General features: G+C 55.7%; 18 protein-coding genes. 5 read left to right on the plus strand and 13 right to left on the minus strand.

The features are described 5' to 3' along the window. Positions 1–7: 7 nt before the first annotated feature. The 5 genes from IEX74_RS01230 to IEX74_RS01250 form a co-directional block, all read right to left on the minus strand. A complete protein-coding gene (locus IEX74_RS01230) occupies positions 8–400 on the minus strand; it encodes a VOC family protein (protein ID WP_188810154.1) in 393 nt (130 codons plus the stop codon). A 23-nt stretch (positions 401–423) separates the two neighbouring features. After that, on the minus strand, positions 424–1,659 hold the full coding sequence (locus IEX74_RS01235) for a gliding motility protein GldB-related protein (protein ID WP_229755072.1): 1,236 nt from the start codon (positions 1,657–1,659) through the stop codon (positions 424–426). Positions 1,660–1,804: 145 nt separating this feature from the next. Next, positions 1,805–4,354, minus strand: coding sequence for a DUF5916 domain-containing protein (locus IEX74_RS01240; protein ID WP_188810156.1), 2,550 nt, complete (start codon positions 4,352–4,354; stop codon positions 1,805–1,807). A gap of 193 nt (positions 4,355–4,547) precedes the next feature. Beyond that, entirely contained in the window at positions 4,548–6,977 is a 2,430-nt protein-coding gene (locus IEX74_RS01245) for a M56 family metallopeptidase (RefSeq protein WP_188810157.1), read from the minus strand. Beyond that, entirely contained in the window at positions 6,977–7,387 is a 411-nt protein-coding gene (locus tag IEX74_RS01250; RefSeq protein WP_188810158.1) for a BlaI/MecI/CopY family transcriptional regulator, read from the minus strand. The genes IEX74_RS01245 and IEX74_RS01250 overlap by 1 nt, the downstream gene beginning before the upstream one ends. Positions 7,388–7,712: 325 nt before the next feature. On the opposite strand from IEX74_RS01250, the gene IEX74_RS01255 reads away from it, so the two are divergent. Together IEX74_RS01255 and IEX74_RS01260 are read left to right on the plus strand one after the other, a co-directional pair. Next, on the plus strand, positions 7,713–8,705 hold the full coding sequence (locus IEX74_RS01255; protein WP_188810159.1) for a Kelch repeat-containing protein: 993 nt from the start codon (positions 7,713–7,715) through the stop codon (positions 8,703–8,705). After that, positions 8,705–10,039, plus strand: a complete 1,335-nt coding sequence (locus tag IEX74_RS01260) for a DUF4270 family protein (RefSeq protein ID WP_188810161.1) — start codon at positions 8,705–8,707, stop codon at positions 10,037–10,039. Before IEX74_RS01255 ends, IEX74_RS01260 begins: the two co-directional genes overlap by 1 nt. A 103-nt stretch (positions 10,040–10,142) precedes the next feature. Here IEX74_RS01260 and folB read toward each other — a convergent pair whose 3' ends face one another. The 3 genes from folB to IEX74_RS01275 form a co-directional block, all read right to left on the minus strand. Next, the gene (gene folB / locus IEX74_RS01265) at positions 10,143–10,511 is read right to left on the minus strand and encodes a dihydroneopterin aldolase (RefSeq protein WP_188810163.1); all 369 of its coding nucleotides are present in this window, start codon (positions 10,509–10,511) and stop codon (positions 10,143–10,145) included. A gap of 145 nt (positions 10,512–10,656) precedes the next feature. Further along, entirely contained in the window at positions 10,657–11,667 is a 1,011-nt protein-coding gene (locus tag IEX74_RS01270) for a DivIVA domain-containing protein (protein ID WP_188810165.1), read from the minus strand. 90 nt (positions 11,668–11,757) lie between these two features. After that, positions 11,758–12,696: a WD40 repeat domain-containing protein gene (locus tag IEX74_RS01275; protein ID WP_188810167.1), complete on the minus strand. Its 939-nt coding sequence runs from the start codon at positions 12,694–12,696 to the stop codon at positions 11,758–11,760. Between the two features lie 71 nt (positions 12,697–12,767). Here IEX74_RS01275 and IEX74_RS01280 point away from each other — a divergent pair, with 71 nt between their 5' ends. Further along, positions 12,768–13,433: a 4'-phosphopantetheinyl transferase superfamily protein gene (locus tag IEX74_RS01280; protein ID WP_188810168.1), complete on the plus strand. Its 666-nt coding sequence runs from the start codon at positions 12,768–12,770 to the stop codon at positions 13,431–13,433. Positions 13,434–13,520: 87 nt separating this feature from the next. Next, positions 13,521–14,108 carry a redoxin domain-containing protein gene (locus tag IEX74_RS01285; protein ID WP_188810169.1) on the plus strand — a complete coding sequence of 196 codons (588 nt, stop codon included), beginning with the start codon at positions 13,521–13,523 and terminating at the stop codon, positions 14,106–14,108. A gap of 104 nt (positions 14,109–14,212) precedes the next feature. Here IEX74_RS01285 and IEX74_RS01290 read toward each other — a convergent pair whose 3' ends face one another. The 5 genes from IEX74_RS01290 to IEX74_RS01310 all read right to left on the minus strand — a co-directional run bounded on the left by IEX74_RS01290 (position 14,213) and on the right by IEX74_RS01310 (position 19,376). Further along, on the minus strand, positions 14,213–15,085 hold the full coding sequence (locus IEX74_RS01290; protein WP_188810170.1) for a transglutaminase-like domain-containing protein: 873 nt from the start codon (positions 15,083–15,085) through the stop codon (positions 14,213–14,215). 280 nt (positions 15,086–15,365) lie between these two features. After that, positions 15,366–15,578 carry a hypothetical protein gene (locus IEX74_RS01295; protein ID WP_188810171.1) on the minus strand — a complete coding sequence of 71 codons (213 nt, stop codon included), beginning with the start codon at positions 15,576–15,578 and terminating at the stop codon, positions 15,366–15,368. Between the two features lie 71 nt (positions 15,579–15,649). After that, positions 15,650–17,278 (minus strand): acyl-CoA carboxylase subunit beta, encoded by a 1,629-nt coding sequence (locus tag IEX74_RS01300; protein ID WP_188810172.1) that lies wholly within the window; start codon positions 17,276–17,278, stop codon positions 15,650–15,652. Positions 17,279–17,462: 184 nt separating this feature from the next. After that, on the minus strand, positions 17,463–18,500 hold the full coding sequence (locus IEX74_RS01305) for an MlaD family protein (protein ID WP_188810173.1): 1,038 nt from the start codon (positions 18,498–18,500) through the stop codon (positions 17,463–17,465). 69 nt (positions 18,501–18,569) lie between these two features. Continuing rightward, positions 18,570–19,376, minus strand: coding sequence for an N-acetylmuramoyl-L-alanine amidase family protein (locus tag IEX74_RS01310; protein ID WP_188810174.1), 807 nt, complete (start codon positions 19,374–19,376; stop codon positions 18,570–18,572). Positions 19,377–19,487: 111 nt separating this feature from the next. On the opposite strand from IEX74_RS01310, the gene IEX74_RS01315 reads away from it, so the two are divergent. Further along, positions 19,488–22,331 carry a putative LPS assembly protein LptD gene (locus IEX74_RS01315; RefSeq protein WP_188810175.1) on the plus strand — a complete coding sequence of 948 codons (2,844 nt, stop codon included), beginning with the start codon at positions 19,488–19,490 and terminating at the stop codon, positions 22,329–22,331. Positions 22,332–22,402: the final 71 nt, after the last annotated feature.

Here is a 22,402-nt window from a genome sequence, read left to right on the forward strand (position 1 = left end):
CTACAACCTAGCTTTTTGCTGGTTCCAGCAAGTCCCACTTGTTGCCGTACAGGTCTTCAAACACGACGACGGTCGCGTAGACTTCCTGCCTGGGTTCTTCCAAAAACCGCACACCTTGCGCTTTCATGCGGTGGTAGTCGCTCCAGAAATCATCGGTATGCAGAAACAGCCAAACCCGGCCACCGCCCTGGTTGCCGATGTACGCGGCCTGCGCCTCATCAGCGGCTTGCGCCAGGAGCACGCCGGTAGCTGCACTAGCAGGCGCCACTACCACCCAACGTTTGCCACCACCCAGGTCGGTATCTTCCAGCAGTTCGAAACCTAGCTTTTGCGTGTAGAAGGCAATTGCCTCGTCATAATTGCGCACGATGAGCGTAACGCGGCCGATGTGTTGAGCCATAAAATGAGCGTGTAAAGCGGATGCTACCGCAAAGCTAGCTTTTCCTCGTAGCGGCTCTTTTGTAAAAAGGCCGAATAATCCGCAAGGTTCAGCATATCAGCAATGGCCTGTTTCTTATCAGGCATGTCCTCATAATACGCCTGGCAGATTTTGTAGCCGATGAAGTACCCTAGGTCGGCGGGGCGCTCGGCCGTTTCCTGGTCGCCGTTAGCCAGCCAGTTGCGCCAGCTGTTGCCGGTCATCTCCTGCTTGAAATCGGCCCAGAGTTCTTTTTCGTGCAGGTTGCCGTAGGTCATTAGGCGAGCGTTCGGGTTCTTGCCCGTGACTAGCTCGGCCAGGAAGTCGGCCATACCTTCGTGAATGGCACCTTCGAGCAAGGTGCGGCCCCTGGGCTTTTTCTGGATGATGTGGATGTGCTCGTGGGCCACAATGGCGGGCAGCTCATCCAAGGAACCTAGGTTGTTCCGTTCCCACAAGGTCAGCTCGCCGAGTGGCGTATTGGCCGAGCGCGCCTCCATATCTGCGCTGATCAGCATACCGTTGCCGGAAACTGTGCCGCCCGCATTGAAGCGCCCAATCACAAAATATACGTTCGGAAACCACGTGGGCGGATACAGCTCCTTCAGCTTGATGAAGCTCGCCCGAATCTGCTTTTTCATGGCCGCCACTTGCTTTGTGTTGGCTCGAATGGCCCGGTAAAAGGCGCGCTTGCTGTCGAGGTTTTTCACGAACAAGTGCGTTGACCGAATCTTACTCAGATAGTAGTCCTGCAAACCTACCGTGCCTTTATCGAAATACTGGGCCTGGTAGATTTCCTCCTTCAGCCCAGGATTCCTGAGCGTTGCATCGTAGGCTTTCCAGAACAAATCAATGTCGCTCGTGACGAGCTTTGCCTTGCGTGGATTGCGCTGTTTGGCTTCGACTTTTGCCATGCGCCGCAGAATGGCATCGAACTTCGGAAGCTGTCTTAGGTTGATTAAGTCAGCATCTTCCTTCGCCAACGCCACGTTGTGCCAACCTAGCTTTTGAGCGGCTTTCAGCTCCGCTAATGCCGGCTCGGGAGCATTGGCGCGGGCGTAGGCGCAAGCGGCGTTGTAATGCGCGTTGGCTTTCGCCGACCGATATTTTTCGACTTCCGCTTGCTGATGGTAAAAGCTAGCTCCTTTTATAAGGTCGTTAGCGCGCATCGCTCGCCGCGTCCGCACACGCAGGCTATCCAGATTGACCGTACTCGGCTGCGCATTGCACACAGCAGCCATAAGCAGTAAGAACACTACTGCTACATGCTTCTTCGTCATAGAATTTGTTCTGCCCTGCGGCGCTTTTCTCAGCAGATCAGCGTCTTACTGATCGAGCTCACAGCTAATGAACAAACCTAGTTCGACCAAGTTCAACCTAGCTTTCCTAGCCTTTCGCGCCCGGCAGCAAGCGCTTCACCGCTAAGTAGTCTAGGTAATACAGCACCTTCACCGACAGCGAGTTATTGTGCGGCGTGTTCATCGTGTTGCTCAGGTTATTGAAATAGAGCGGCGTGGCTTCGTTGGCTTCCAGAAAGCTGGAGCCGGCATTTTTCCACACAATGCTCATCTGCGAGCCGGGCGCAAACCACCACGAGAACACCGCATCTACGTTGAAGGCGTTGAAGCTCGTGTCGCGGTTGCGGCGGTAGTCGGCGGGCGTTTCGTGGCCGGCCTCATCCAGGCTGAAGAAGTCGCGGTAGCGCACGCTGCTCACGTAGTGGCGCGTACGAATCGTGAACGACATGCGGTTGGTGAAGGTGTAGGAGCCCGACACGGTATTGGTCACTGTCACCACGCGGCGCCGACCTAGCAACGGCGCACTCATAAAAGCCGAATCCAGCGGCTCATCGCCATCTAGGTCGCCGCCGTAGCCGATTTGGTTGCGGCGTATTCCCCAACTGAAATCGTAGCGGAACGTGAGTTGGTTGCTCACCCGGTAGCGCGGACTCAGGCTGATGTCGTAGCCGGTGCGGCCGGTGCGGTTGCCGTCGTTGGCGTGCCGGCGCGTGCGTAGGTTCACGTCGTAGGCTAGCTTCTTGCGGTAGTCAGACGATGCAAAGACGGTGACGCCGAAGTTGGCCGGCACCCGCACGAAGTAGCGCCCCAGTGGCTCGGTGCGCGGCTCGTAGAAGTCGTGCGTGGCGGGCGAGTAGTCGAGGTCGGTGCCAAGGGTCAGGAAGTTCTTGGTGAAGGTGGTGTTGCCACCGGCGTACGCCGTTACGTTCTGATAACGGGTCGGCTTGTATAGCAACGATTGACTGACGCCGTAGTAGGTGTACATGTTGTTCACCTTCCAGAACGGCTTGTACTTGTTGTAGTTGAAGTCAATTGACTGCGAGATGTTGTTGTTGCCGAACAGGATACCTAGGTCGTTCGGGTCGTAGTGGTCCGACTCGATGCCTTGGCTAAGCTTCCAGGTGAAGTTGCCGCTGATCTTGCCAAAACCTAGCTTGTACTTGTAGCCGCTCGGGTTGTCGACGGGCGCTTCCGAGCCGAAGCTTTGCCCCCGCCGCCGCGAGTACACCACTTGTCCATCCACGGCGTAGGCGTTCTTCTTATCGGCAAAGCGAAACAGGCCGCCAGTCACGTTGGCGTCGTAGGTGCTACCTACCCGCGTGACGTTGGTGTTGATAAGCGAAACGTAAGAATTGTTCTTCAGCGACTGATCGAGCACGAAGATGTTGTAGTTGCTGAACGGCTGCGTCAGCACCTTACGCTCGGCGCCGGTGATGCTGTCGCGCACGGTAGCATACACGTTGTTCGACAGTGCGTTGAACAAGCCGATACCTAGGCCCTTCTGCATGCGACCCGAGACTTTGGTGGCGTTCAGCAGGCGCGTCACGCCGGGGTTGCTCACTACTTTCTCCTCCGGCCGCAACTGGTCTTCCACGTTTGAAAAGCCAATCGGCTGCGCGCCTACCCGCCGCGAGTAGAACAGGTTGCCTTTGTTGAACAGCTCGGTGCCTTCGGTGAAAAATTGCCGGTTTTCCTGGTACTGCACCTCGAAAGGTGACAGGTTCAAGACCTGATTATCACTCTGCACCTGTCCAAAATCCGGCACCAGCGTGGCGTCGAGCGTAAAGCTTTCGTTGATGCCGTATTTCAGGTCAGCGCCGCCGTTGAAGCTGGTGCTGGTGTTGCGAGTGCCTTGTTCCTGGTATGGGTAGTGGTTGAGGTACGTGGAGACGTATGGCGTGAGTGAAAGGCGCAAGGGCGGCTTTAGGTCGCGCAAACCGCTCAGCTCGCCCCACTGGTTCACGAAGCCGTCGGTTTCAGGCTTCACTTCGTTCCAGAAAAAGCCTTGGTTGGTGCTCTTGCGCTGCCGCATAAAGTTCAGCCCCCACACCTGCTCGGCGGCCGCGCTGAAGCGAATGGCCGAATATGGAATCCGCAGCTCGGCCACCCAATCGTTGCCTTGCAGCGTGGTCTGGCTTTCCCACACAGCGTTCCAGGCAAAATCTTCGCCGCCTGCGGGCGAGTAGCGTGCATCCAGCTGCACGCCGCCGGGCGTAATGAAGAAGCCGTAGCCATTGATTTTGTCGCGGTACGTATCCAGGAAAATGGCAAAGAAGTCCGTGTTACCTAGGTCATCGCGCTGACCTAGCTCCCGGAAAATCGAATCGGGTGCTACGTCGTGCATCACGGCGCCCACGTACAGCGCCACGTCGTCGTAGAGCACGCGCACCTCGGTGGGGTGCTGCTCGGGCGGGCCGGGGTTGGGCCGGTTCTGGATGAATTTTGTGGCAATGGGCGCCTCGCGCCATACCGCTTCGTTAAGCACGCCATCCAATTTGGGTGCCTGCGTGATGCGCAACGCCGTTAGCTGGCGCTTGGGGGCTAGGTTGGGCGCAGATGACGGAGTAGCGGCTTTTTGGGCGTAGCCCGTCAGTACGCCAAACCATAAACAGCTCAGCAGCAGAAGACAAAAACGCATCGGAGTGGGGCGGGTAGAAAGGTGCAGTGGCAAGACGTTGGGTGGGTAAAAGCTGCCTTGTTGCTTAACCAGGGCAAGTTGGTGGCAAGCTGGAGAATAGATGGTAAGCAGGTCTGAACCGTTGCCTAGGTCAAGTGAAAGGCACAAAAAAACCGGCCACTTGTGCAAGCAGCCGGTTTTGAGCAGACCTAGCTTATTCGCTTACCGAAATCTGGATATTGCGGGAGTTCTTACCCGTCGCATCGGCGGGTGCATCCAGCAGCTCCCGATACTTCTGCGTCAGCGCCTCCGACTGCTTTTTGCCGTTCACCAGCAGGCCTTTGTTATTGAGTTGAAACTGATAGCCTTTATCCTTTTTCCCAATTAGGCCATCCTTGCGCAGTTCCTCCCGGATAGCATCACTATCGAAGGTTGGCGGCATGGGCGGAACTGGTGGTACAGGCGGAACTGGTGGCACAGGTGGTACTGGCGGGACTGGTGCCACGGGCGGTGTACCGTAGGAGAAAGCCCGCTCTGGACGTTCGGGGCGCTCCGGGCGCTCTGGTCTTTCTGGCCGCTCCGGACGCTCAGAGAAGCGGGATGAAAGCGTTCCTCTGATGTTCAATCCAGTAGAATTACGCACGCTATTATAGGAATGCGTGCCCGTGAGCTTCCGGCCAGTTTTATTTTCGTAGATACCTAGGTATTTCTTCAACATGGCCGCCGGCTGCTTCTTGCCATTAACTACCAGCTCGTTGGCGCTCAGCTTTAGCTGGTAATTGTTGGGGTCTTTAAGCAAGCCGTCTTTTTCCAGCGAAGTCAGCAGAGCATCTTCCAGCTCTTCGCGCTTTTCAGCTTCTTCGTCGCGCCGCGCCTGTTCTACATCCCGGCGAGCCTGCTCTTCATCACGGCGCTCCTGCTCTTTGTCGCGGCGGCGCTGCTCGGCATCGAGTTGCGCCTGCCGACGATCTTCTTCAGCCTCGCGTCGAGCTTCTTCCATCGCACGCCGTGCTTCTTCCAAGCGCATCTGCACCTCTTCACGCGTTTCTTTCCGCTGACCCCGCAGGCTCTGCCGCGCCTCCTGAATCTGCCGGCGCTCCTCTGCGGTAGTGGCAGTCTTCTCAGCTTCCTGCAGGCCCTGCTCGGCGCTTTGCAGGGCGTTGCGCGTCATGGCGTCGATGTCGATGTTCTTCAGGGCCTCATTAGCTTGCGCCAGTGCCTGTCGGGTTATTTCACCCACGTTGACGTCCACATCCATGTGCTCAACGTTGCGCTCCGGCAGCTGCACCACTTCTACCTGCGCGGCTTTTTTGCCTTTCGTGGGAGCGGCGGTTTCTATGCGCTGACCATCCACGTACAAATCGGTGAGGCGGCCTTTTTTATCTTTCTTGATAATGACCGTCCCGGACTTCTTGAGGCTGTCTTCCTGCTCGGGCGTGAGCAGCACGGGCTGTGCGAGTACCAGGTGCGTCGTTGGGCCCTTGCTTTCTGTGCAGGCCGCATCCAGGTTGATGGGCAGCTCGCGCAAACTTCCAAGCTTGATAGCGCTTCCCATCGGCTGCGGATCGGCCAGGGCTACGGCTGTGCTCAGCAGACCTAGGCCTGCCAGCACCACGCAAGCGGCCAGAAAGCCTTCAGCAAAAGTTGGGGTGCTGTGACCCTGCACCAGCCGCTTGATGCGACCGAGCAGCGAACCATCCGGCCCTACTGCTGACAGAGCGAGGCGCGGTGTGGCGCGTGGCTCCAGGCTTAGCTCAGCCAATGCTGCCAGAGCACGAGCTAGGTGCAGCGGGTTATTATCGCAAAGCGTAATGGCCACATCATCGCAGCAGTTTTCGCGCTCTGTCCGCAGGCAGGCGGAGATAAACCACACGGCGGGATGGTAGAAAAACAGCGTTTCAGCTACCGATTGCAGCAGGTTCATCAGGTAATCACGCCGGGCTACGTGGGCTAGCTCGTGGGCTAGGATGGCCTCTAGCTGTAGCTGGCTCAGGCCCGTTACGGTTCCCAGCGGCAGCAGAATAGCCGGGCGCAGGTGCCCTACTACCAACGGCACCTTCACCAGCGCCGATTCTAGTAGCAACACCGGTCGGCGCAGTCCAGCCCGCGCCGCTAGCCCTGCCAGCCGGGCGTTCCACTCGGCCGGGAGCGGCTGCACCCGATAGTGCCGCACGCGCTGCACATAAGCCAGGCCGCCGAGCAAACGCAGCGTCATGGCCAGTAAACCTAGGGTCCAGGCCAGCACTAGTACAGGCATGTTCTGCTCAAAGTAGCGCTGCCAGGCCAGCATTCGATTGTTCTTGGCCGGTGCTGGTGTAGCATTTTCGCTGCTCACCTGCACCGAGGCAGTGGTTGTAGCAGTTGCGGTCGTAGTTTTTGCCTGCACCGACGTAGTAGCTGCTGTGCTAATTGTGGGCACCGCTGCGTAATAATGCCGTACAAATGTACCCGCTGAGAGCAACAACAACGTGACGAGCGCCACCGTTGCAGTGGTATAACGCACCTGCGCGCTATGCCTGCGCAGCAGCAGCAGCAACCCGGCCAACGCCAGCGCCACTACTGCGCCTTGCCACACCGAGTGAATCAGCATCCAGCCCAGGGCGCGGATCAGCGCCGGCGAAAAAGTGTGCTCCAGCCAGTTCATTAGTCCTTTTTATTAGGGGTTTGGTCCTCGTTGTTCTCGATGTCGTTGAGCAATGACCGGATCTGGTCCAGTTCTTCACGCGAGGTGCGGCGGTTGCCGAGCGCCTGCATCACCAGCTTCATGGCCGAGCCGCCGAACGCCGCGTCCACGAACCGGTCGAGGAGCAGGCCCTGGGTTTCCTCCTCGCGCACGGCCGGGCGGTACACGTGCGTGCGGCTGTCGTCGTCGCGGTGTACGAGGCCTTTTTCCAGCATTAGTTGCAATAGCTTCAGCGTGGTGGTATAGCCCACTTCGCGCTTCTGGCTTAGTTGATCGTTCACGAAACGGACGGTGCTGGGGCCGTGCTGCCACAGCACTTGCAGAATCTCCAGTTCCGATTCGGTAGGCTTGGGAATGGGTGATGTACTCATACTTACAGGCAATTAATAGTACGAATTGATTCGTATGACAAACATATACGAACGGCGTCGTAGATACAAGCAATGCCTACGATTTATTTCGTAATATATAAAATCGCGGGCCTAGGTGCAAGTTTGCACCTAGGGTTGAGGCTAGTTCCTGAGCTGTTTATCTACATTCCTGTGGCCTTGGTAGAGGCAATTTCGCCCCCTGCTTAGGCGTTCGTAGATTTGTAGTGAGGCAGAATGTCTAAAAAATACGGAACTTGCTGCCACCTTAGTCCTGGTTTTCAACTCTTATTGCTGTACCCTTTTTCTTTTACCGTTTTCGCTTTTTATGAAACACCTTCTCTTCGCGGTTTGCTTACTGCTCAGCGCGTTCAGTTTTAGCTCTTGCAACAAGGATGATAATGATACCGATGCCATTGTTGGTGTATGGAGCGCTGGCGCTCAGTTTGAGGGGCCTCCCCGCAACGGTGCTGTCAGCTTTACCATTGGCAACCGGGCTTATATAGGCCTAGGTTGGAACGGTGTCGACAAATACAAAGACTTCTGGGAGTATAACCCCGACAACAGAAGCTGGCGCCAGATAGCTGATTTCCCCGGCGTGGCTCGCTACCAAGCCACCGCTTTTGCGGTGAATGGCAAAGCCTACGTAGGAACCGGCTATGACGGTGCCAACCGTTTGAAGGACTTTTACGAGTACGATCCAAACGGAAACAAATGGACGAAAAAGGCTGACTTCGCTGGTGGCGAACGGTATGGCGCTGTGGCATTGAGCATTGGCGACAAAGGCTACATTGGCACTGGCTACAACGGCGCCAACCTAAAGGACTTCTGGGAGTACAACCCTGGTTCTGACACCTGGACGCGGAAAGCTAGCCTCTTCGGCAACAAGCGCATCGGCGCCATGTCTTTCACGATTGGCAATGTTGGCTACATCGTGTCGGGCACCGACAACGGCATTAACCTGACCGACAACGAAGCATATGACCCCAGCACCGACACCTGGACCACGCTTCGCACCCTGACCAATAACACGGATCAGGACTACGACTACAGCCGAGTAGCTCGCAACAACGGCGTGAGCTTCGTGGTGAATGGCAAAGGCTACGTTGCGCTGGGCAACACGGGCGCTGCTACTCCTATCGACTGCTGGGAGTACAACCCGGATGGAGATACTTGGACGCAGAAAACAGACTTTCCTGGTTCGCCCCGTACTTACGGCATTGGCTTTGGGCTAGGTAACACCGGCTACGTTGCAACGGGTTCATCGGGCACAACACGCCTCGACGACGTTTGGCAACTGGCTCCAGACGAAACCAATTAATGAGTAGAAATCTGTTTCGTAGCTTAAGCGTGGCCGGCAGTCTGCTGCTGGCTGCGTTGGCTACTGCCTGCTCCGACCCTGGGTCTATCGGGAATGATCTACCCGTCTCGACGGACAAAGTAGGCCTCACCTACGTCGATACGTTCACGGTGCGCACTGCCACGGTGCTGCTCGATTCCATTCCTTCCTCTACCAGCACCAATCTACTGGTGGGCCGCTACGTTGATCCGCGGCTGGGCACAGTGGAAGCGCGCGCCTTCACCCAAGTGGGGCTAGGTAGTGCTTTTGTGCCCTCTGCCACCTCCTCCTTCGATTCGCTGGTAATTACCCTGCGCGCTGATGCATATCGGTATGGCGACACAACGCGCACCCAGCACTTGCTGGTGCAGCGTTTGGAAGAAAATTTTGTCGACAAAACGTATTATACGTCTGATGCCCTGCGCTACAACGATACGCCGCTGGGGCAGATTGGAACTAGCAGAGCCAAGGAGTACACATTCCGGGCCCGGCCCGGCGCGCGTACTTTCCGCATCCGCCTAAACGACGACCTAGGCAAGGAGTTATTTCAACTGGGCCAGACTCAGCAGCTTAATTCCGAAGATGATCTACAAAGACGGTTCAAAGGTCTCGTTCTGTCGCCCGGTGCTTCCGACAATGCTGCGTTGTTGCGTTTGTTAGCAACCGACAATGCTTCGGCCTTAAACCTTTACTACCATGAAGCCGCCGCGCCCGCTGATGCCCTTGTGCGCAGCTTTACGCTCACGGTTGGAAACCGCCACTTCTACCGCCTGCGTGCCGACCGCCGGGCATCGTTGCTAGCGCCCCTGACCAAGTCGTATCAGGCGTTGAGCAGTACCAACACCGCTGCCGAGACGTACATCCAGGCTGGCCTGGGTCTGTACACGCGAGTAGACATTCCATACCTCACCGACCTGCGGGAGCTAGGTGGCACGTTCGCCATAATATCCGCGGAGCTGACGATGGAATCGGTGCAGGGCACCGAGTCGCCTTACCTGGCACCACCCGCTAGGATAACCGTCGGCTTAACGGATGCCGCCAACCGTAGAGGTTCTACCCTTAGCACCGCCGATCCAACGGTGCCGGTTACGGGCACTTATCAACGGCTTATTTCGACCCGTACAGGGCTGGAGCAGGGCCGCTATACGTTTCAGCTCACCACTTACGCACAGGCGCTTCTGAACCGCACGTTTACGAATAACGGCTTGCTGCTGAGTCCCACGACAACGGACGACGTGGCGCGTGTGGTGCTAGGCGCCAGCCGCAACTCTACTAATCCCTTGCAATTCAGAGTATATTACGCTAGAGTTCAGTAAGGATTACGTGTTCGCACCCTTCTTACCAGAACGGGGCAGCCAAAGCGCATGATAGTGCTTGAGCTGCCCCATTCTATTTCCGAAAAACAAGTTTATACCTGACCTAGGTTGCCGACGTTCTCTTCCGCTTGAGCGTGACGCGGGCACGGGTACAAATGCCCCCAAGCGGCGGGTTGAACTTGGATACGCTCACCTTCACAGCGTGGATATGGGGAAAGCGGGCTAAAATCCGATCTATCACCCGGTACCCTAGGTGTTCAAGCAGGCGTGCTGGGGCGAGCATTTCTTCCGCTACCAAGCGGTAGAGCACCTCGTAGTTGATCGTTCGAGCTAGGTCGTCGGAGGCGCCGGCCGCGTGCAAATCGGTGCGGATGTAGAGGTCAACACCGTACTTGTTCCCGATTTTCTGCTCTTCATCATAATACCCGTGAAAAGCGAAGAACTCCATTCCTTCCAGCGCAATCTGCCCCATGTGAGTAGTGAGTAGTGAGTAGTGAGTAGTGAGTAGTGAGTAGTGAGTAGTGGCGTACTTGCTTTTTGAGGCTAGGTTATAAAAAAGGTCCGCACCTACTTGTTGCGGACCTTTTTACTTTATAGTCTGTGACTAAGCACTAAATCTATATCTCGTCAAAAAACGACTTTTCGGCTGCTACGGCTACCATGCCGGGGTGGGTGGCCGGCGAGGGCTGCGTAATTTCAGGATGGCTGGGGCCAATCGGCTGAATATCCGGTGCCATAGGCTCTACGTTAGGCGCATCAGGTTCAGGCACTTGCGCCGGACCCGGCTGGTAGATGCGTGAGGGTTCCGAAATGCCGGGGTTTTCGGCCGGGTGCGCCGGGTCGATGTCGGGACCGGGCGTTTGAGCTGGCGCGCCGGGGTCAGGCTGCTGACCGGGTTTAGGATTATAGCTGCCGGGCTGCGGACCAATAGGCTTAGGTTCGGCCAGCGCCGCGGAGCCGCCAAACGTGGCAGCGGAAGCGCCCGCTACGGCCGCGGCAGAAGAAGTGGAAGCAGTATGTACGAACATGGGAGCGTCAGTTTCGGGTGAAGAATCAGGTTTGTTCACCTTTACGCTTGCGGCTCGGGAAAGGATGGCCGCTACGCCCGCTTTCGGTCGAGCTTTTGCCTTTTCGGCCTTGTCCAGCGCATCCGTAGCCAGGTGGTGCAGGTCGCGCACCAAGGTATCCAGTTGATTTTCTAACCGTTGGCACTCCTGCCCTAGCCCATTCACTTCCGCCTTCATCTCGACTACGATCTTATCTGCCTGCTTGTAGGCGTCGTCCATCACGCTGCGGGCGCGCTGCCGCGCATCATTCAGCAGCTGCTCGGCCTTGAGCTGCGCCTCCCGAATGCGCAGCTCGGCGTCGCGCTGGGCCTGCTCGGTGATGCTGTTGCCGGTGTCTTCGGCAGTTTTGAGCGTGCGGTAAAGCGACGTTTCTACCTCCCGCATCTTGCTTACCTCCTGCGTGGCATGCTCCAGCTTCAGGCGCAGCTCGCGGTTTTCATCGCCCATTCGCTCCCATTGCTGGGAAAGCGTGAGCAGAAAGGCTTGCACTTCGTCTTTGTCAAGGCCCCGAAAGGCTTTTTCAAAGGTCTTTTGCCGGATATCGAGGGCGGTGATTTTCATGGTCAGAGAGCAATGAACAAGGATGAATGAACAATGAGCAACTATCGATTGAACTGAATACCTGATTTTGCCCAACCAGGCAATTGTTCATTATTCATTGCTCATTATTAATTGCCAGATGGCTAGGCTACGGTCGTCGCTACACGAAACTAGCCTATTCTCCCATCCTGACCAAAACAATCGATTGACGGAAGTGCCGTGGCCCGCGTGCCGTGCCCGATCTACCACACGCAGCAGCCGGAACGTTTCGGCATCCCACACTTTTATGGATTTATCCATGCTGCACGTAGCTAGTAGCTGTCCATCGGGGCTAAAAGCCAGGTGGTTGATGGCAAACAAGTGGGCAACAATGCTTTCCTGCTCTTGGTAGCCGGCCGCCACCACCCAGACGCGCAAATGCGCATCGCGGCCGGCGGTGAGCAGGTAGCGGCCATCAGGCGAATAGGCTGCCGTGAATACCGAGTTGGTAGAGCCGGTGAGAACGTGCTTTACTGCCAGAGAATCAGCATCCAGCACCCGAATAAGTGCATCGCTGCTGCCAATAGCTAGCTCGCCGCGTTCCTCGTGCAGGGCCAGGCAGCGCAGACTTTTATCGGTGATGCGCAGCAGCTTTTCCACCCGAAAGTCATCAGTACGCAAAATAGCCAGGGTGCCGTCGCCGAGCGCCACGTACAGGCGCTGCCGCAGCGCCGAATAAGCTAGGTCGAAGATGGCAACGGGCGGCAAGGCCGTAGCGTGCAGCAGCTTTTTTCCGGTCAGCGCAATAGCCTGCACACCCTGAAAATTGTGCCCGATGAGCAGCAAATCGCGCTCGGGCACGTAGCGCAGCGCGTACACCGAGTTTTCCACGCGCGCTATCAGTTCCCCGTCGCGGGTTGGGTCGTTGATGTCCCAGCCCACCACAAAGCCATCAGCCCCGGCGGAGTAGAAGGTTTTCTCGCTTGGTGCGCCCGTCAGTGCATACACACAGTCGCGGTGGCCGGTGAGAGCGGCGAGTTTTTGCACTTGAGGGCGAAAAAGCGGCGGCATGGATTACGGATTGAATAGAAGGACAAAATTAGCGCTTACTTCGGGTTCAATCCCTCTAGCTTGTTTTGCCCATGCCGCTTCACTCCGTCACGCAACTTTCCGATTGTGCTTTGCTTGGCTTATGGCATCTTCAGGAACTCGCCCCGGAACTCATCGAGCAGCTCCCCTACCCCGAGCGATACGCGGAGCTGCAACCAGTTGGTCGTGACACTACACGCGCAACGCAATGGCTGGCCGGCCGGGTGCTAGCCCATGCGCTGCTACGCCAGCTCACGACGTCAGCGCCCCCGCTGCTACGCAATGATGCCAACGGCCGGCCTTTCTGCGAGCATTTGCCAGAGCTAGCCGTTTCGCTCTCACACTCAGGCAAATGGGTAGCCGCCATAGTCGCTACGAAAGGCAGCCTTGGCATAGATATTGAGTTAGTACGCCCTAAGGCCCAAAAGCTAGCTTCCCGCTTTTTATCGGAGGCTGAGCAGGCTGATGCCGGCGACGAAACGACCAAGTATAGCCTTTACTGGAGCGCCAAAGAAACGCTCTATAAGCTGCACAGTCGCCGAGGTTTGGTGTTTAAAGAGCAAATAAAGCTTGACCCGTTTCGGCTGCGGGAGGCAGGTGTGTTGACGGGACACCTGCTGCTAGAAAACTCGCGCAGCCAACACCAGATTCACTATACTTGCCCCGTCGCCGGCTACGTTCTCACTTATTGCCATGAAATGCTGAATGTTGCGTCTTAGCAGTTCGCTGTTGTATCATCAAGCGTACGGCTCAACACCTAGGCTTCATCATTCTCAAGCCAGCATTTGCAACTCAAAACCTCCCGAATGTCTCTCCGCCGAATTTCCACTGCTGTTGCTGCTACGCTGCTGTTCTGTACAGTTGCCGTTGGCGTTGCGCGTGCGCAGGGCAACCGTTCCGTCAACGACTTCAGCCTCAAGAATGCCTCCAATGCCGAGGTATCGTTGCGCAGCTACGCCGGCAGCAAAGCCGTTGTAATAGCGTTTGTTAACCCGAGCTGCGCTTTTTCCAAGCTGTACCGCGACCGTTTTCGCGCCCTGACCTCAACCTACAAGGAGCGCGGCGTACAGTTCATTTTCATTAATGCGCCCATCAACTTGGAAGGCGGCCAAACCGTTGACCCCGGTGATGCCGCTTCCCTGCCTTTCTTCACCGACGAAGGCCAGAAAGTAAGTTCATTGCTAGGTGTCACCAAGACGCCCGAAGTCGTTCTGCTTCAGCCCGTCGGTGATGGATTTGCGGTGCGCTACAAAGGGGCTATCGACGACAATCCGCAGGTAGAAGGCTACGTGAAAGAGCGCTACCTGGCTACCGCGCTGGATGATGTGCTGGCCGGTCGATCCAGCAGCGTGACCGATAAGCGCGCCGCGGGTTGTTTGATCAAACGCATGTAGAAGATGTAGCGCGAAGCTCAGGCTTCGCGCTACATAAAAAAGCCCGACTTGCTGAACCTAGGTTCAGCAAGTCGGGCTTTTTCTTTGGATGCACTACCTAGGTTTTACTCGTCGTCTTCGTCGTCGTCGGTCGATGGCGCGTCATCCGTGAGAATAGCCAGCAGCTTTCCAACTTCAGCCGCTTTGGCGGGTTCCTGCATCTTCTCGAAGCTCAGCATCAGGTTGCGCAAAGCCCGGCGCACAATGTCAAGGTGCGAGCAAGGCTCATAGAAAATATCGTTGGAGGACAGATTCAGCTGCAACACATAGTGCTCAATATCAGCGCGGGAGAGGATAAGACCGCGGTTGTAGCAGTTGATGTAGAATGGCTCCACCTTCCGGATTTCGGGCCGATACGTCAGCACAAACAGGTTCGGCAGGTTTACGCCATAGACAGGCAGGTGCAGGCGCTGCGCCACCAGCATATAAATCACGCAGAGCGTCAGCGGATTGCCACGCCGCGTTTCCAGCACCAAGTGGAGCATGGAGTTGGCCGGCGAGTGAAAATTCTGGGTATTCGCGGCGAAGCGGTGGTTGCGAAACAGCACATGGTTCAGCACCTGCACCTGGTCGGCTGGGTGCATATCAGGACGCATAAGGGTCCAGGCTTCGAAGCGCAGTTGCTCGATGGCCCGGTTCAAGGCCTGAAAATCAGCATCCGGGTATTGGTAGCTGTTGAGCAGCCACATGCCTTCCAGCAGGTTCTCGCCGCCTGAATCGCGCCAAACCCGCAGGCGCTGCTGCAAGGCGTCGAATTGCAGATTATGAATCAGGTCTTCCAGCCGCTCCTGCTGCTTAGGGTCCAGGCTTTCCTCCCACGACTCCTCCAAAAACGGAATGATACTCTCGCCCAACGACTGAATCTTGTCCTGGATCTGGGGCGCAACTTCCGGATCGTCGAGCAGGGAAATAAGGGCTTTAATCTCTTTGTTCGTCATTATACTTAGCTAGGTCGGCTTGCGCCACACCCTGTTCATCATTCATCGTACGGTGAAATAGGAAAAACCGGTTCCGTGCCGCTACGACACGAAACCGGCTAGGTTTTCATACTCCGGAAACACTTGAGAAGTGCGGTATCGTTCACCCGCTCGTTGGGTTGTAGCCGGTTTGAAGAGGTTGTTATACACTCAGCAGCTTCAACCTTAGGCAATAATGGGTATACGTGGACGCACAACGCTATTAGTTAAATCATAAGCATTACTTAGCGACTGTGACGAGCTATTTACGCATATGTTGAGCCGCAGCAAATTGCCAGAAGTTCTTACCGTCTTTACTAAAACTCCAGACGTTACTAACTTCTCGTAAAACCAAGTAAATGTCTCCCTGACGCACTTTGCGGCGAAGTAACCTGTTTGCTTTACGTTTGTCTTGCTTCTCTGATTTGGCATTTGTTATTGCAAAAACAGGAGTACGACGATATGAGCGAGCCATATTCTCTAATGCAACTAATAAAGGACACTCGAGAATTTCAATTGCGTTATTAGCAAGCCCTACAACCTTCTCTACACCTGAATCACGCCTACATTAAACGGCTTCTCAATCGGCGCGTGATTCGCCATAGCAATACCCTCAGAAATCACCTTGCGCGTTTCCAGCGGGTCGATAATGGCATCGACCCACAACCTAGCTGCCGCGTAGTAGGGCGAGAGCTGCTCGTCGTAGCGGGCTTTGATTTTATCCAACAGTTCCTTCTCTGCTTCCGGCGTGATGGTTTCGCCTTTGGCCTTGAGGCTAGCTACCTGAATCTGGAGGAGCGTGTTGGCGGCGGCGGCTCCGCTCATCACGGCTAGCTGCGCCGTAGGCCACGCCACAATGAGGCGCGGGTCGTAGGCTTTGCCGCACATGGCGTAGTTGCCGGCGCCGTAGCTGTTGCCGATGATGACCGTGAACTTCGGTACCACGCTGTTGCTCATGGCATTTACCATCTTCGCGCCGTCTTTGATGATGCCGCCGTGCTCACTCTGCGAGCCCACCATGAAGCCCGATACATCGTGCAGAAACACCAGCGGAATGCGCTTCTGGTTGCAGTTCATGATGAAGCGCGCCGCCTTATCGGCCGAGTCGGAATAGATGACGCCGCCCATCTGCATGGCGCCCTTCTTGGTCTTCACGATTTTGCGCTGGTTGGCCACAATGCCCACGGCCCAACCATCGATGCGAGCCAGGCCGCAGATGAGCGTCTGGCCGTAGAGGGCTTTATAGGGTTCAAACTCCGAGTTGTCGACCAAGCGCCGGATGATGTCCATCATGTCGTAGGGCTTGGCGCGGTCGGCGGGCAGCAGGCCGTAGATTTCCTGCTCGTTTTCGGTGGGTGGTGCGGGTGCTTTGCGCGAGAAACCAGCCGACGGTTGGGCACCTAGCTTATCAAAGATGTTGCGAATGTGGTCGAGGCACTCTTCGTCGTTCTTGAACTTGTAGTCGGTTACGCCTGATATTTCCGAATGCGTAGTGGCACCACCTAGGGTCTCATTGTCAATGGTTTCGCCGATGGCCGACTTCACCAGATACGAGCCTGCCAGAAATACCGAACCCGTACCATCCACAATCATGGCTTCGTCGCTCATGATGGGTAGGTAGGCGCCGCCGGCCACGCACGGCCCCATAATGGCGGCCAGCTGCACGATACCTAGGCTGCTCATCACGGCGTTGTTGCGGAAGATGCGCCCGAAGTGCTCCTTATCCGGAAAAATCTCGTCCTGCATAGGCAGGTACACCCCCGCCGAATCGACGAGGTAAATAATGGGCAGCTTGTTTTCAATACTGATTTCCTGCGCCCGCAGATTCTTCTTGGCCGTAATCGGAAACCACGCCCCGGCCTTCACAGTGGCATCGTTGGCTACTACCACGCACTGCCGACCTTGTACATAGCCGATTACGACTACCACACCCCCGCTAGGGCAGCCGCCCTCCTCGGGGTACATACCTTCGCCAGCGAAAGCACCGATTTCAACGGTTTCGGAATCCTTATCAAGCAAGTACTCAATTCGTTCACGAGCCGTGAGCTTACTTTTGGCTTTGTGCGCTTCAATGCGTTTTTCACCGCCACCTAGCTTTACTTTTTGCAGGCGGTGCCGCAGCTGATACGTCAGCTGTTTGAGTTGGTCTTCGTTTTTGTTGAACGCTACGTCCATGAGTGGGTGGGAGGAGATGGTGAAGTGGTGAGCTGGTGAAATGGTGGGTTTACATTCTACCGTTAATGGGTTTTAAACTCACCATTTCACCAGCTCACCACTTCACCGGATGGGTGTGAAGCAAAAAATCCGCCCGAAGGCGGATTTTAAAGGTAGGAGTTCTGCAGACAATGACGAACAGGTGTTAGTCTTTCTTGGTAGAGTCGGTGGGCAGCAAGGTTTGCGGCGCAGTTGTCACCTTCTTCGTCTCAACCTCTACTTCACCATTCGGCTTCTTTGTCACTTCCTTCTTCGTTTTGTCTTTACCGCCAAACGAAATGAGAGAGAAGTGCACGTAGCGCTTGGGATTTTCTTTCAGGTCGACCAGCAAGTTGTTGGAGCTGGCTGCTGTAGCGCTCAGGTTATTATAAAGCGAATCGTCGTTCATGAGCTTACCCAAAGAGCCACTTGTACTAGTGAGCGACTTATTGAGCGTGCTCATAGCAGTTTGTGCCTCTCCTACTGCCAGGTTCATCTTACGCAAAGCCGGCCCAACAGGAGCGGCTTTGAGCGAATCGGTCAGCTGGCTGAAGTTAGCCGCAATACGGTCAAACTTTTTGCTCGTCACGGCTAGGTCGCCGCTGAGCCGCGCCATGTTGGTCGTGATTTGGTTGATGTTGCGCTGGTTCATCAACAGCAAATTCTTGAGGGCTTCGGAGGAGCCCTGCGCGTTCAGCAGCGTTTGCTGAATGCTCAACCTAGCATCTTTGTTCAGGAAGCCGTTTACCTTTACCAACGTCGAATCGACGGTACCCAGCACCGGTAAGGCCCGCGCCTGAAACGCATCGGTGATGCTGGCCACGGTGTACGACTTTAGCTCTTCGCCGCCATCAAAAACCTTCGAGTTTTTGCCCAGAAACAGCGTTATCGTTTTGCTGCCCAGCAAAGAACCGGATAAGCTAGCCACCGTGGAGTCGCCCACTATCACATCCTTACCTAGCTCTACCGAAACTTTCACGCGGTTCATCTCCTGCGGCAGCAGCTGCATCTCCTTCACCTGCCCCACCTTGATACCGTTGAGCACGACGGGGTTGCCAATTGCCAGACCATCTACGTTATCGTACTTGGCGTAGTACGTTTTGTTAGACGACAGCACGTTGCTTCCCTTCAGGAAGGTGAAACCTAGGTATAAAGCAACTAAGGCAACAATGGCCAACAAGGAAACTTTTATTTCTTTCGACACGACGGATGCGGGAAGAGGTTGGGTTTTGACTGACACGTACTTACGGGTCACGATGTGTACGAAGCGCTATTACTCTTCGTTCATGCCTTCCAGCTCATTTTTGTACTCCCGGAAGGCCCGATAAATACCTGAAGCCATATACGACTGTCCGGCTTTATCGTTCAGATAGTTCTCCTCGGTGCGGTTCGTCAGGAAGCCGGCTTCGATCAGCACCGAGGGCATCGTTGATTTCCAGAGCACCAGGAAACCAGCCTGCTTCACCCCGCGCGAGGCACGCCCTACCTTGGTGCGGAACTGCTGATCGACCCGCTGCGCGAAGCGGAGGCTGTTCTGGACGTGCGCACTTTGGTAAAGCGAAAACAGGATATGGCTCTGGGGCGAATTCGGGTCGAAGCCGTTGTAACGCTCCTGGTAGTTATCTTCTTGCAAAATAACAGCATTTTCGCGCTTTGCGACCGATAAGTTGGCGGCTGTTTTGGCCGTACCCATCGTCCAGACCTCAGTGCCATGCGCCACCGAAGGACCCGAGTTGCAGTGCACCGAGATGAACAGGTCCGCGTTGTGCTTGTTGGCAATGCCGGCCCGGTCGGCCAGCTCCACAAACACGTTGGTCTTGCGGGTGTAAATCACCTTCACGTCGGGCAGGTTTTCCTCGATGAGGCGCCCGACTTCCAGCACGATTTTTAAGGCTACATCGGCCTCGCGGGCTTTGGTACCGGCGCACCCTCGATCCTTACCGCCGTGCCCGGCATCCAGCACCACCGTGCGCAAACGGTACCTAGCCCGCGGCACGCCGGGGGCACCCGGCGCCACGGCCTGCGATGGTCCCGTTAAAAATAACAGACCAAAAACACAAAGAGCGACAATATTCCGCACAGAGTTCGTTAGTTGGGGTAGCTACCCGCTACCTTTGCAAACCGCCACAAAATAAACGAATAAAACTACGTGGCCTTGTCCGCGCTGTTCAGCCCCCCCTCCTTTCGCTACTTGCCCCACCTGGTTCGGCTTGCCACGCTGCTGCCGTTTCTGCTGGTCTGGCTAGGTCTGTCTTCCGCCGCTACGGCGCAGCAGCGTCCGCAAAAACCCGATGAGCCTGCCAGGGTGAGGCGCCTGGGGCCGGATGGCCGGCCGGGCCTGCCCTTGTCTAACGGCGACACTGCCGTTACGCGCACCGTAGTGGTTGCCGACACGGCCCGGGTTGCTGATTCGCTCCGGGTAACGCCCCGTAAAGGCGCCCTGGAAACAACCGTGAAGTACGTGGCTAAGGACTCCATCCGCTTCGAGGTACAAAGCAAGACGGCTTACCTCTACAACAAAGCCGACGTCAACTACGGCAAGATGGAGCTGAAGGCTGACCTGATTACGGTGAACTACGGCACCAACCTGGTGCGAGCTGAAGGCGTGGCCGACTCGACCGGCAAGGTGCGCGGCAAGCCGGTGTTCAATAACGAAGGCGGCGTGTACTCGGCAGGGGTTATCAACTATAACTTCAAGTCCAGGAAGGGTAAAATTTCCGAAGCCGTAACGTCGGAGGGTGAAGGCTACATCCACGCCGAAACCATCAAGAAGAACGCCCTGAATGAGATGTACGGGCGCTACGGGCGCTACACGACGTGTAACCTGGAGCATCCGCACTTCTTCATCAATGCCACCAAGATGAAGGTAATTCCGGGCGAGAAAGTCGTAACCGGACCGTTTAACCTGGTTATCGGCGACATCCCGACGCCCCTAGGTTTCCTGTTCGGCTACTTCCCCATGACGCATAGCAATGGGCGCGCCTCGGGGCTTATCATTCCCACCTTTGGCTCTACCACCGACCGCGGCTTTTTCTTGCGCAATGGTGGCTACTACTGGGCGGCCAACGACTACATCGGCGTGCGCGTCACGGGGGATATTTACTCCGGCGCCGCTGAGTCGTTTGGTGGCTTTGGCCTCACCGGCGAGATGCAGTACATCAAGCGCTACGCCTACAATGGCCGTTTGAGCTTGCAATACAGTCAGCGACCAGCTGAACCCATCTTCCCAAGAACTACCGCTACTACCGATGCGGAACCTCGCAGGTTCACCTCCCCAAAAACCATCTGGCTTACCTGGAGCCACTCGCCGGTGCAGAAGCCGGGTGGCGGCCGCTTCTCGGCCAGCGTGCAGGCCGGCAGCAACGACTACAACCGCCAGAACTCGTTCGATGTGCGGCGCTATCTGACGCCGGCTTTTAGCTCGACGATAAGCTATCAGAAGCAAATCCGAAATTTGCCCATCAACTACGCTATTAATCTCTCGCAGAGCCAGAACACCCAATCTGGTTCGATGACGCTTCTCCTACCTGATATTGCAGTTCAGGTAGCACGCCAGTATCCATACGAATGGCTCGGCATCACACCTAGGGGCCGCTTCTACGAGCAGTTTTCCATCAGCTATGATGTAAACGCCAGAAACACGATTTCCAATTTAGAGTCACCACAGAGTCTAAATGGTCTTCCCCTAATTGGAGGTAGTACCACTACTCGTACTATTCCTTTCGACTTTTCTAATCTGAAGCCTATTCTGCGCAACTCACAGAATGGTATTCAGCATCGGTTCAATATCTCTCTGGGTAACTACACACTACTCAAGCATCTAAGCTTTACGCCTTCTGTAAACTATGGTGCCTCGTGGTATAACAAACAACTCGATTATCAATATGTGCCAGAGGTTCGCGCTATACGGGTTGACACATTAAGAAAGTTTAGCTCGGTCAGTACGATATCGGGAGGCGCAAGCCTAGGTACCACCATCTATGGTATTGTGCCCATCAAAGGCAAAAAGATTGAGGCAATCCGCCACAAGATTACACCTAGCTTGACCTATAGCTTCTCGCCTAATAATTACGGTAATCCTAATTATTATAATTATGATGCTTTACGGCTGTATTACCAGGATATCGGCCAACCACAGCTTAATAATAGCACTGCCTACTACCTGTCTCGTTATATTGGTAGCGGATTTATTTTCGGGCAACCTGGGGGCGCAAAAGTTTCACAGCTCAGCTTTACGCTTCAGAACTCCGTGGAAATGAAGGTGCGCGACAACAACGACACCACAGGGACAAACCCCTTCAAAAAGGTAAGCTTGATTGATGGGCTTGACTTTGGTACTGGCTATAACTTCGAGGCCCCTGAGTTTAAACTAGCTCCCCTTTCGGCTAGCTTCCGCACGCAGATTGCCCGTAAGTTGAACCTTCTCCTGAGCAGCCAGTTTGACTTTTATCAGCGCGATTCTACTGGAACCCGCATCGACGAGTATTTATTCAACGAGGGTCGTTTAGCGCGCCTTTTGGCGGCCAACTTGCAGCTGTCGTACCAGTTCAATCCTGCTGCCAAGCCCAAGAAAAAGTCTAACGTACAACGCGCCGTTGCCCCTACGAACGACCCGGTGCTCGGCGCCTCGCAACAAGCTGACCCGTACGAAGACTACGTAGACTTTGAAATTCCGTGGGAGCTAAGCAGCTCGTTCAGCGCCTCTTACACCGACCCCGGCCCGCGCCCCAGCCGCCTGACGGTGCTTAATCGGTATCTGCGGCCTGTGCCCATCACGGTAGCGGCGCTCAACTTGAGTGGCTCGGTGAAACTGACGGAGAACTTCCGCCTCGGCTACAGCACTGGCTACGACTTCAAGAACAAAAACGTCACCTTCACGTCGTTGGACTTCTACCGCGACCTGCACTGCTGGCAGATCAGCGGCAACTGGCGCCCCTTCGGTTACACGCGCGGCTACAACGTGACCATCGCGGCGAAGTCGAGCTTGTTGCAGGATCTGAAGCTAAATCGCAACCGTAGCTTCTTGAACCGGTAAGTGCAGTGCCTGATAATTGGTGCTTACTACCTAGGTAGCCGTGATGAACGCAGGGGCCGGGTTGCCGTAGG

Origin of the sequence: Hymenobacter cavernae (assembly GCF_014641455.1) — a bacterium.
Classification (GTDB): domain Bacteria; phylum Bacteroidota; class Bacteroidia; order Cytophagales; family Hymenobacteraceae; genus Hymenobacter; species Hymenobacter cavernae.

Excerpts from the sequence above, each read along its gene's own strand:
- IEX74_RS01230 (WP_188810154.1), bottom strand. The coding sequence starts at position 400 with ATGGCTCAACACATCGGCCGCGTTACGCTCATCGTGCGCAATTATGAC.
- IEX74_RS01235 (WP_229755072.1), bottom strand. The coding sequence starts at position 1,659 with ATGGCTGCTGTGTGCAATGCGCAGCCGAGTACGGTCAATCTGGATAGC.
- IEX74_RS01240 (WP_188810156.1), bottom strand. The coding sequence starts at position 4,354 with ATGCGTTTTTGTCTTCTGCTGCTGAGCTGTTTATGGTTTGGCGTACTG.
- IEX74_RS01245 (WP_188810157.1), bottom strand. The coding sequence starts at position 6,977 with ATGAACTGGCTGGAGCACACTTTTTCGCCGGCGCTGATCCGCGCCCTG.
- IEX74_RS01250 (WP_188810158.1), bottom strand. The coding sequence starts at position 7,387 with ATGAGTACATCACCCATTCCCAAGCCTACCGAATCGGAACTGGAGATT.
- IEX74_RS01255 (WP_188810159.1), top strand. The coding sequence starts at position 7,713 with ATGAAACACCTTCTCTTCGCGGTTTGCTTACTGCTCAGCGCGTTCAGT.
- IEX74_RS01260 (WP_188810161.1), top strand. The coding sequence starts at position 8,705 with ATGAGTAGAAATCTGTTTCGTAGCTTAAGCGTGGCCGGCAGTCTGCTG.
- folB (WP_188810163.1), bottom strand. The coding sequence starts at position 10,511 with ATGGGGCAGATTGCGCTGGAAGGAATGGAGTTCTTCGCTTTTCACGGG.
- IEX74_RS01270 (WP_188810165.1), bottom strand. The coding sequence starts at position 11,667 with ATGAAAATCACCGCCCTCGATATCCGGCAAAAGACCTTTGAAAAAGCC.
- IEX74_RS01275 (WP_188810167.1), bottom strand. The coding sequence starts at position 12,696 with ATGCCGCCGCTTTTTCGCCCTCAAGTGCAAAAACTCGCCGCTCTCACC.
- IEX74_RS01280 (WP_188810168.1), top strand. The coding sequence starts at position 12,768 with ATGCCGCTTCACTCCGTCACGCAACTTTCCGATTGTGCTTTGCTTGGC.
- IEX74_RS01285 (WP_188810169.1), top strand. The coding sequence starts at position 13,521 with ATGTCTCTCCGCCGAATTTCCACTGCTGTTGCTGCTACGCTGCTGTTC.
- IEX74_RS01290 (WP_188810170.1), bottom strand. The coding sequence starts at position 15,085 with ATGACGAACAAAGAGATTAAAGCCCTTATTTCCCTGCTCGACGATCCG.
- IEX74_RS01295 (WP_188810171.1), bottom strand. The coding sequence starts at position 15,578 with ATGGCTCGCTCATATCGTCGTACTCCTGTTTTTGCAATAACAAATGCC.
- IEX74_RS01300 (WP_188810172.1), bottom strand. The coding sequence starts at position 17,278 with ATGGACGTAGCGTTCAACAAAAACGAAGACCAACTCAAACAGCTGACG.